Source organism: Gilliamella sp. Choc4-2 (assembly GCF_001690355.1).
Lineage (GTDB): Bacteria > Pseudomonadota > Gammaproteobacteria > Enterobacterales > Orbaceae > Gilliamella > Gilliamella apicola_A.
This window is the reverse complement of record NZ_LZHG01000008.1, coordinates 95,034-106,153: the sequence shown is the minus strand read 5'-3', so window position 1 is coordinate 106,153 and position 11,120 is coordinate 95,034. Positions and strand designations below refer to the sequence as shown.

The following is an 11,120-nucleotide window of genomic DNA, read 5'->3' as shown; positions in this document are numbered from 1 at the left end:
CCATGCCGAACTCAGAAGTGAAACGCCGTAGTGCCGATGGTAGTGTGGGTATTACCCATGTGAGAGTAGGGTGCCGCCAGACTTTTTAAATTATAGAGAGCCCAGCAGAGATGCTGGGCTTTTTTACGTCTATTAAATAAATTATATAAATGTATGTTAAATAGAATTTATTTAATGTGTAATATGATAAAATCAGTATAGGAATATAATGAAAACATTAATAGCTTTTAATAAACCGTTTAATGTTGTCACTCAATTTTCGCCTCATGAAAAATATCAGACACTAAAAGACTTTATTCCTTTACCACAAGTTTACCCGGCAGGTAGGTTGGACACCGATAGCGAAGGGCTATTTTTATTAACTAATGATGGTAAGTTACAAGCTAAAATCAGCTCACCAAAATTTAAGTTACCAAAAACTTATTGGGTTCAAGTAGATGGATTAATTAGTCAACAGGCTATAGATAAATTAAAGCAAGGAGTCCAACTAAAAGAATTTTATACAGCATCGGCGGCAGCGACTATTTTAGAAGAGCCTATAAATTTATGGCAAAGAATACCACCTATTAGGGAACGTAAAACTATTTTTACCTCATGGTTAAGCATCACTATAACTGAAGGGAAAAATCGTCAAGTACGAAGAATGTGTGCTGCTGTTGGCTTTCCATGCTTGCGTTTAATTAGAGTTCAAATTGGAGGATATAATTTATTTACTCATCACTTACCTTTAGGTCAATGGAAAATAATAAAATTAGATGAACTTTATTGATCATAAATACCAATACTTGTATAAGGGAAATGATTTTTTATTTTTTGCTGTTCTATTGTAGAGAATATTTATACTGCTGTATTTAGTTATTTTTATGGAGAAAAATCTAGGCAAATTTTCAAAAATTCATCCATTTTTCCACTTTTTTAGCAACTGAATAAGCAATATTTCTATAAAAAATATTGCTTATTAGCTTTGGTATTAACCTAAAAGTAATGCATCATCAGAGACTTTCTCGCCACGAGTTTTTTCAAACATATCTAATAAATCAGTAACTGTTAATTTATTTCGTTGTTCTCCAGATACATCAAGTACAACTTGGCCTTGATGAAGCATAATTGTTCTATTACCGTATTCTAAAGCTTGTTTCATCGAATGAGTAACCATCATAGTCGTTAAATGATTTTGGGAAACGATATCATTAGTTAGATCTAGAATAAACTGTGCTGTTTTAGGATCAAGAGCGGCTGTGTGTTCATCCAGTAAAAGTATTTTTGAAGGCTGTAAGGTTGACATTAATAAACTTATAGCTTGTCTTTGTCCCCCAGAAAGTAATCCGATCATATCCGATAACCGATTTTCAAGCCCTAAATTTAAAGTCGCAAGCTTTTGTTCGAAAGTTTTTCTAAGTTTACGGTTGAGGGCTGGCAATAATGTAAAACGATGCCCGCGGTTATAAGCAATTGCTAGATTTTCTTCAATGGTTAAGTTTTTACAAGTACCAACCATTGGATCTTGAAATACCCTAGCAACCATACCAGATCTTTTCCATGCTGGATGGCAAGTTACATTTTTTCCATCAATGATTATATCTCCTGAATTGCCAAATAGATCTCCACTAATCACATTAAGTAAAGAGCTTTTTCCGGCTCCATTGCTACCAATAATAGTAACAAATTCTCCTTCATTAATATTCAAGTTAAGACCACGTAATACGTAATTTTCTATTGGTGTGCCTTGATTAAAGGTTAATTGCAATTGCTCAACTTTAAGCATATTTATTTCCTCTTTTTTTCGAGTATTTTTTAAGTTGCTTAGGTAGTACAAGTGCAAGTACAACCAATATTGCTGTAATAAGGTTTAGATCTTCTGTTCCAACCCCTATTTCTTGAAGAAATTCATTACTTAGTGCAAAAGCAATAAATAAGCGATAAAGGATTGAACCCAAAATAACGGCAAGCATAATAGCCCATATACGTTTAGTTGGAAATATACTTTCACCAATGATTATGGAGGCAAGACCAATAACAATTGTTCCAACACCAATAGTTATATCAGCACTACCTTGAGTTTGCACAAATAAAGAACCTCCAAGAGCTATTAAACCATTTGATATCGCCATTCCAAGAATGGTAATCCTACCAGTTGGAATGCCTTGAGATTTTGCCATTCTTTGATTGGTCCCAGTTGCTCTTAAAGCTAATCCTATTTGTGTATTAAGAAATAAATTTAGCAACATCCAAAATACAATAACAAATCCGAAAATCATAAGAGGTTGTACGATGTACTGATTGCTATAATCTTCTGTTATAAACGGTGAGAAAATCGTGTTGGCATCAAGTAATGATAAATTAGGCGAGCCGGCCATTTTGGGTGTTTCATCCATAATATAAGGAGCTAATCCTAATATTCTCAAATTGATAGAATAAAGCCCTATCATAACAATAATACTTGATAATAATTGTAATATATTCAGTTTAACATATAGTAATCCAGTCATTGCACCAGCAATACAACCCGCACACATACCAAGTAATGTGGCAATCCAAGGATCAATACCAATATATATACATAAACCACAGATTGCTCCACCAAGAGGGAAACTAGCATCAGCAGTTAAATCTGGGAAATCCAGTAAACGAAAGGAAATAAATACACCTAAACTAACTAGCGCATAAATGAGTCCAATCCCGATTGAGCCTAATAAAAATTCAAACGACATGAAAATATCCAATAATAGTTGTCGCCTAATAGGCGGTTTAGTTATAAAGAATAAAATTATTTTTCAATAATTTTTGTGGCTGATTTTAATACATCTTCAGATAAAGTAATATTTTGGCGCTCAGCTATTTTCTTGTTAATAGTTAACTGAACGACATTTCCTATCTGTGGCGGAATATTGCCTGGCTTTTCACCATTAAGTATACGTATAACGATTTTACCAGCTTGGCGACCAAGATCATAATAGCTCATTCCTAAAGCTGCAATTGCGCCTCGTTCTGCTGAATCAGGATCGGAAGCGATAAGAGGAATTTTACTTTCATTAGCTACTTTAGCTAATGCTTCATAAGCAGAAATAACATTATTATCTGTTGTAGTATAAATTAAATCGACTTTACCTTTTAAGCTTCTTGCTGCTGTTGAAATGTCAGAAGTACGTTGAGCAGGAACAGCTATAATTTTCATATCGCGTTTTTCAAGCGAAACCTGTAGTTGTTTTAATATGATAGTTGAATTAATTTCACTTGGACTATAAACATAACCAATATTTTTAGCATCAGGCTTTATTTTTAATATCATATCAATTTGTGAATCTAATGATAAAGCATCAGAAACACCTGTGACGTTGGTTTTTGATGCTTCCCAACTTGGTGTTAATTTTGCTGCGACAGGATCTGTGACAGCAGTGAAAATAATAGGTATAATCTTTGTTGTTGCGACTAAAGCTTGCGAGCTTGGTGTTGCTATACCAATAATGACATCTGGTTTATTAGCGACAAATTGTTTAGCTATTTGAGCGGCATTAGCACTGCTACCTTGTGCACTTGAAAATTGTAATTTCAAGTTTTTTCCAGCTATATAGCCATTATCTTTAAGTTCATCTTCAACTCCTTTACGAACATTATCTAATGCAGGATGTTCAACAATTGCAGTAATTGCAACATATTTTTGCTTTGTTTGAAAATCCGCTGATGATGAAAAGGCTATAATCGAGAAAAGCAGCATGATAAATTTCAGAATTGGATGGCGCATTTAGGTACCTATGTAATATTTATTTTACAGCAAAATTGAATATTCATTTAATATAAATCTAATTATAATATTTTTCTAGAGTGAAAAACAAGTTGATTGTAAATTTTTAATTACAACCTGTTAATTATACTTATATAAAGAAGATTAGTTTTATAAATTTTAATCTATTAGTTTACCGTTATATGAAATTATGAAGGAAAGAAAGCATAAAGGAATTTGAATTTTCTATTATAATTTATAATATGTTTTGCTATATCTAAATAGCGCACAAAGCGCCTTTAGATAAAAAGCCATTTACTTTTTGGGGAACAAATACAATAATTATTGACCAATAACCTTATAAGCTGAGCTGATAATTTGTGGTGATAAATTTATACCTTGCTTTTGTGCGGCATCAAGATTGATGACAAGGCGCAATGCTTGACCTATTTCTGGTGTAATGCTTCCTGTTTTTTCACCTTTCAATATTCGAACCACTAATTTTCCTGATTGCCGACCAACATCATAATAACTCATACCATAAGCCGCGACAGCTCCATGTTCAACGGCGTCTGGAAATGATGCTAAAAGTGGGATTTTATTTTCATTAGCAAATTTTACTAATGATTCATAAGCTGAAACCACGTTATTATCTGTTGTAGTATAGATTAAATCTACTTTACCTTTTAATGTATTTGTTGCTGTTGATATGTCAGCAGTTCGTTGTGCAGGGACGGCAACTAATAAAATATTTTGTTTACTTAAATAGGTTTTTAGATTTTTTAAAACCACTGTAGAGTTTATTTCGCTTGGACTGTAAATGTATCCAACTGATTTAACATTGGGTACGATTTTTTTCATAAATTCGATTTGTGGAATAATTTCTTGATAATCGGAAACACCAGTAATATTCGAACCTGTTGGTTTCCAGTCTTTAATTAACTTAGCTGCGATAGGATCAGTAATTCCAGCGAACACAATTGGGATTTTCCTAGTAGCTGCCGCGGTTGCTTGAGCACTAGGTGTGGCAATTGCTACGATAACATCAGGTTTAGCAGAGATAAATTGCCTTGCAATTTGAGCTGCTGTTGCACTACTTCCTTGTGCACTTTTATATTGTACATTTAGATTTTTATTTAATATAAAGCCATTTTCTACTAATTCATCTTTAACTCCATCACGAATTTGGTTTAAGGAGGGATGTTCAATAATTGCTGTAATGGCGACGTTTTTAACGATATCAGCAAAGCTAAAAGATGGCATTGCTAACAGTATAACTATCAATGATAAATAACGGTTCATTTAGATAAACTCATAAACTAGTACAGTGATTCATTTTAGCTTTATTAAGCAAAAATGTTAAGTTGTATTTGACTATTAAGCATGATCACTGTTTTAGTATAAATATGAACAAAGTATTGCAGTATATAGAAACTAGCGTGTTTTTATATGGATAAAAATATTTCTATCAAAGAAAATTTTATTTTAAAATTGATTAATATGACAGCTAGAATGAACTAATATTAGTTACTTTGGAAATACAAATGGATTGATCCCACTTTTTGCAAAGCCTTCTTCTTCTGTTTTTATATCTAACATAAGAGAACCAATATCATCTGCGACTACTTCAATATATGGGTCTTTATCTTGATCAAATATTTTTAAATAGCTTTGGCAAACACCACAACATTCTGTTTTGATCGCAGATAATTCGTTATTTAGCGAAAAATATTCAATATCTTTTAGATTATCACAGCATGTGCATTTAACACGTGGTGCATACCATTCACTTTCACATAAACTACAATGTAAGTATCGCAGCCCATTATTACTGCCAAGCTGAATAACGCTAGCTACAGGCATACAATTACAAACAGGGCATAACCAGTGCTGGTGGCTATTTTCTGCTACAGCTTTACCTTTGATTTGACTAGCAAGTTGACTGTAATGAATTGATAATGCCGACCATATAAATACAGCTTCATTACCATCTACATGATTGTACTCTTTATTAAGTAAATGAAATGCTTTATGTTGTAATTGCTCAGTATCATTTTTTTTTAATTGTTGAATAACGAATGCAACTTGTTCTGTTGTATTAGAAAGTAAATGCAATAGCGTTTTTAAATAATCTTGCCAAACATAAGTAAGCGGCAAATTTTCTAAAGTTAATGGTGGTTTGTCATTGTTTAATAGATGAGATAGATCGGTATTAATGGGATTATTTTTAATTATTTCAGCTTGTTGTTCAACAATTGTGGAACAAAAAATCAAATAGCTAGACAGTGGACTTTCTTTAGCAAGCGCTTTCAAACGTTTTGCTCTACGCATATACAATGTATTCGGGGACGGATAAAAAAGTAATGGAATTTGTCTAATAACAGAATTTATATTATGTTGTTCAAGTTGCTCTTGTTGGATGATTTTAATGCTCATTATCGCTTACCATTCATGACTATTTTATCTAAAATTAAATTATTAATTTAGATAACTCCGCTGATTACTACCAGCGGATAATATCTATTAAAATTAATAATGATTATTAAGTGTTTTTTTGTTCTGCTTTTGCTTTTTGAATAATACTTGATTGTTCATTCGCTTGTAGTTCTTGTTGATAAATTTTTTTCATTTCTTCTTCATACCATAATGAGTGATTTTTATGCGCCCACGCACGTGAAACATAACCCGTAATCATTCCTTTTATTGAACCTTTGACCCAAAACGCCATATAAGCATGACCAATAGCAAGCAAAATTAGACAAATAGCAGCAAATGAATGGAAAAATATTGCAATGCGAACAATTTCAATTGAAAAGTAATCCGAAATGTATCTACGCCACATAATCATTCCTGTAACAAATAACACAGAAATTAAACCCATAATACACCAGAATAAAAATTTCTGACCGACATTGTATTTGCCAATAGGGATACCTTCTTCTTTACCCATAATGACGAATTTAAAGTTTTTTAACCACATAATATCATTTTTATTCGGGATATTGTGATGAGCAAGTTTTAAGAACATAAACATTAATAAAACAAATACAAAACAACCAATAATTGGGTGTAATACCCTAACTAATTGTGGTGTACCTAGTACTAATCCAAATAGTTTAATTGATGGAAAAAACAGCGATAAACCAGATAATGTAGTTAATATAAACAGGAAAACCATACACCAATGACAAAAACGAACTATAAGTGGTGTTCTTAATATCATTCCTTTCTTATTCATGATGATCCTCTTGATATAATGGATTATTCTTACTTCTAAAAGTAGGTAGTCCTAAACGCTTTCTTGCTTGTTTATCTGCTTCTTTCTCATGTTCTATATCTTCTTTATCGACTTCAATAGCTCCAACTCCCATGTAATGGAAAAGAAGTCCACTAAAAGTTGCAATAAACGCTGCAGCTGATAGCGGTTTCCAAGCTCCTTTCCAGAATTTAACTAGTTCGCTAATTTGCGGTTCATTTGGTAGGCCATGGTAAAGCTCCGGTTGATCAGAATGGTGCAAAACATACATAACGTGAGTACCACCGACAGCTTGAGGATTATAAAGCCCAGCATGTTCGAAACCACGTTTTTTTAGATCTTCAATGCGATGCTCAGCATGGCGAATCATATCTTGTTTTGTTCCAAAATGAATAGCACCAGTAGGGCAGGTTTTAACGCAAGCTGGCTCTTGTCCAACTGCCACCCGATCAACACATAAAGTACATTTATAAGAACGATTGTCTTCTTTGCTTACTCTTGGTATGTTGAATGGACACCCTACAACGCAGTAACCACAACCTATACAATGCTCTGATTGAAAATCTACAATACCATTAGCATATTGGATAATTGCACCTTCAGAAGGGCAGGATTTTAAACAACCAGGATCAGAACAGTGCATACAGCCATCTTTACGGATAAGCCATTCGAATTTTCCGTTAATTTCAACTTCTGAGTAACGCATAACTGTCCAAGCTTTAGGCTCTAAATCAGCTGGATTATCGTATACCCCAACAGTATTACCAATTTCTGCACGGAGATCATTCCACTCACTACAGGCAACTTGGCATGCTTTACAACCAATACAAGTGGTTACATCAATTAATTTTGCTACTTCTTGCTGATAATCTCTTGCTCGTGGAGCAGGGGTCAAATCATTAGTTGCTGAGCGGCGGATGATATCTTGAGTTTGTAATGACATATTTATTCTCCCATCTTATGCCACTGTGGTAACTTTTTCGATATTGACTAGGAATGACTTATATTCAGGTGTTTGTGAATTTGCATCTCCCCAATGTGGTGTCAATTCGTTGACTAGAAAACCTTTTTTAGTTTGCCCGGTGAAGCCCCAGACAATTGGTATTCCAATAGTTTCGATCTCTTTACCATCTACTGTCAAAGTTGGTAAGCGTTTTGTCACAACTGCTTTCGCTTTAATATAGCCGCGATTAGATGTTATCTTTACTGTATCACCAAGTTTTATTCCCTTTTTATTGGCAAGATTTTCACTTAATTCAATGAATTGCTCTGGTTGTGTAATTGACGCTAACCTTGTATGTTGTGTCCAAAAATGGAAGTGCTCAGTAATACTATAAGTTGTACCAACATAAGGGAATTCATTAGCATTACCTAATCTTTCTAAATCTTCTTTAAATGCTCGAACAACTGGGTTATTTATCTGATTTGGATGTAAAGGGTTATTTGAAATAGGCGTTTCAAATGGTTCATAATGCTCAGGAAAAGGACCATCAACCAATCTATTTAAGCAAAATAATCCACCCAAACCATCATTATTCATAATAAATGCGCCAGCACCAGAGCTTGGTGACAATGTTGTGGTGAAATCAGCCACATCATTACCATCCCAGCTTGAGCCATTCCATTTTACTAATACTCGTTTAGGATCCCATGGCTTACCATTTTCATCAGCAGAAGCGCGATTATAAAGGATTCTTCGATTCATTGGCCAAGCCCATGCCCAACCGGCATGAATTCCTTTACCTGATGGATCACTTGGATCTCGTCTAGCCATTTGATTACCTTGCTCTGTCCATGAGCCACAGAAAATCCAAATACCTGATGACGTTGTGCCATCGGCTTTTAATTGTGAAAAGCCACTAAGTAACTGCCCTTTTTTGAGAATAAGGTTATCATTATCATCGATTAAATCAGCAAGTGCACGACCATTGCATTCTTTAGCTAACTCTTCCGCAGCAGGTCCTCTAGGATCTTGGTAATCCCATGTTAATTTATTAATAGGCTCATGATATGCACCACCTTCTTCGGCATAGAGTTCTTTAATTCTTAAAAAGATACGAGCGATGATTTCAGGATCATATAATGATTCATAAGGAGGTCTGGCTGCAGCCCAATGCCACTGTAATAAACGAGAAGAGTTAACAATGGTCCCGTTTTCTTCGGCAAAACAATTGGAGGGAAGTCTGAAAACTTCAGTTTGAATCTTACTTGGATCAACATCATTTGACTCGCCGTGGTTTTTCCAAAACTCGGCTGTTTCTGTTGGTAATGGATCAATATTAACTAAGAATTTTAAATTTGATAAACCTTCGCGAATACTATTTTTATCAGGTAGAGCAGCAAGAGGATTAAATCCTTGGCAAATAAATCCATTAGCCTCACCATCGCGCATCATTTTACTAAATCTTAAAATATCGTAAGTTTTATCCCATTTAGGTAGCCAATCAAATCCCCAATTATTGTCTTTAGTCGAATTATTTCCATACATAGACTTCATAAAACTAACAAAGAATTTAGAGTAATTACCCCAAAAATTAACCTCAGTTGGACCAAGTGGTTTTGGTGTTTTTTCTTCTAAATATTGCTCTAATGAAACTTGAGAATCTTTCGGTAACTCGAGATAAGCAGGTAATCGATTAGATAATAAACCCACATCGGTTAATCCTTGAATATTTGAATGTCCACGTAGCGCATTAATACCTCCTCCCATTATACCAATATTGCCAAGAATTAGTTGAATCATGGCGGCAGCACGAATAATCTGTGTGCCATAAGTATGTTGAGTCCAACCTAATGCATATAAAAAAGTAGCGGCTCTATCATTAGTTTTAGTGCTGGCTAGGGAACGACAAACATGTAAAAAGCTTTCAATAGGACTACCTGTTATCTGATTGACTATTTCGGGAGTGTAACGGCTAACGTGTTGCTTAAGTAGATTCCAAACACAGCGGGGATGCTTTAGCGTTTTATCTCGTAGGGCATAGCCATTTACATCTTTTTGATATGCCCAGCTGGTTTGATCATATTGTTTATTTGAGGCATCATAGCCACTAAAAAGCCCATTATTTACATTAAAATTAAAGTCATCTCGAATAATCAGAGCAGCATTACTATGGGTGATTAAATAATCGTAATTCACTTCATTATGGGTAATAAGGTAATTAACAATACCTAATAAAAATGCAATATCTGATCCTGCACGGATTGGTACGTAATGATCAGCAACAGATGCGGTTCGATGAAAACGTGGATCAATAGCAATTATTTCTGCTCCATTAGTAATCTTAGCTTCAATAGCCCATTTAAAGCCTACAGGATGAGCCTCGGCAGCATTTCCTCCCATTACGATGATTACATTAGCATTTTTTATATCATTCCAGTTGTTAGTCATTGCGCCTCGACCATAAGTTGCTGCTAAGCTTGATACTGATGGTCCATGGCAAACTCTTGCTTGTGTTTCAAGACTTAACATGCCTAATGATCGGGCTATTTTAAATGCTAACCAACCTGTTTCATTGCTTGCGGCTGAGGTGACAAGCCAACCAGTGGTTGTCCAACGGTTGACAGTTGTACCTTTTTTATTTTTTTCAATAAAATTTTTATCACGGTCATCTTTCATTAGGCGTGCAATACGATCAATGGCCTCATCCCAACTAATACGCTGCCATTTATCTGATCCTGGAGCTCGATATTCAGGGTATTTAATACGTTGTTCACTTTTGATATAGTCGAGCACGCCTGCACCTTTCGGACAAAGTGAACCGCGGCTAACAGGGTGATCAGGATCTCCTTCTACATGGAATATGGATGATTCGGCATTTTTTGCGCCATCTCCACGGCTATAAAGTAACATTCCACATCCTACAGAGCAATAGGTACAGTTGTTACGGGTTTCCTTTGATTTCAATAATTTAAATTGGCGAGTTTGTGCAAGTGCTACATTTGGAGCAAATCCCAGTGTAGCTACCGTTGTTCCAGCCATACCACCAGCACAGATCTTGAAGAACTGTCTACGGTTAAATAGCATAAGGACTCCTTAAAAAGCTGACATTACATTATTTGGTTTATTATATTGAAGGTAATAAACATCCTTACTATTTGTAATGATAATATTTAATGAAATGGAAATAAAGGAAAAAACAG

At 34.6% G+C, this 11,120-nt stretch carries 9 protein-coding genes and 1 rRNA gene; 2 read left to right on the top strand and 8 right to left on the bottom strand.

Features of this window, described 5'->3' with window-relative positions; translation table 11 throughout:
• Positions 1-82, top strand: a 5S ribosomal RNA gene (rrf, locus tag A9G34_RS11035); the annotation flags it as partial.
• Between the two features lie 126 nt (positions 83-208).
• Positions 209-769 (top strand): pseudouridine synthase, encoded by a 561-nt coding sequence (locus A9G34_RS01835; RefSeq protein WP_065568705.1) that lies wholly within the window; start codon positions 209-211, stop codon positions 767-769.
• Between the two features lie 201 nt (positions 770-970).
• On the opposite strand, the gene A9G34_RS01830 is transcribed toward A9G34_RS01835, so the two are convergent.
• The 8 genes from A9G34_RS01830 to fdnG form a co-directional block, all read right to left on the bottom strand.
• Complete coding sequence (locus A9G34_RS01830) at positions 971-1,765, bottom strand: ABC transporter ATP-binding protein (protein ID WP_065568704.1); 795 nt, start codon at positions 1,763-1,765, stop codon at positions 971-973.
• Positions 1,758-2,711, bottom strand: a complete 954-nt coding sequence (locus tag A9G34_RS01825) for an ABC transporter permease (protein WP_034948368.1) — start codon at positions 2,709-2,711, stop codon at positions 1,758-1,760. The genes A9G34_RS01830 and A9G34_RS01825 overlap by 8 nt, the downstream gene beginning before the upstream one ends.
• 56 nt (positions 2,712-2,767) lie before the next feature.
• A complete protein-coding gene (locus A9G34_RS01820; protein WP_080715942.1) occupies positions 2,768-3,742 on the bottom strand; it encodes an ABC transporter substrate-binding protein in 975 nt (324 codons plus the stop codon).
• Between the two features lie 321 nt (positions 3,743-4,063).
• Positions 4,064-5,023 (bottom strand): ABC transporter substrate-binding protein, encoded by a 960-nt coding sequence (locus A9G34_RS01815; RefSeq protein WP_034948365.1) that lies wholly within the window; start codon positions 5,021-5,023, stop codon positions 4,064-4,066.
• Between the two features lie 225 nt (positions 5,024-5,248).
• Positions 5,249-6,157, bottom strand: a complete 909-nt coding sequence (fdhE, locus tag A9G34_RS01810; protein ID WP_065568703.1) for a formate dehydrogenase accessory protein FdhE — start codon at positions 6,155-6,157, stop codon at positions 5,249-5,251.
• 106 nt (positions 6,158-6,263) lie between these two features.
• Positions 6,264-6,959, bottom strand: coding sequence for a formate dehydrogenase subunit gamma (locus A9G34_RS01805; RefSeq protein ID WP_051825461.1), 696 nt, complete (start codon positions 6,957-6,959; stop codon positions 6,264-6,266).
• Positions 6,952-7,920, bottom strand: a complete 969-nt coding sequence (gene fdxH, locus A9G34_RS01800; RefSeq protein ID WP_080715941.1) for a formate dehydrogenase subunit beta — start codon at positions 7,918-7,920, stop codon at positions 6,952-6,954. The genes A9G34_RS01805 and fdxH overlap by 8 nt, the downstream gene beginning before the upstream one ends.
• A gap of 15 nt (positions 7,921-7,935) precedes the next feature.
• Entirely contained in the window at positions 7,936-11,004 is a 3,069-nt protein-coding gene (gene fdnG, locus A9G34_RS01795) for a formate dehydrogenase-N subunit alpha (protein WP_081295235.1), read from the bottom strand.
• Positions 11,005-11,120 lie beyond the last annotated feature (116 nt).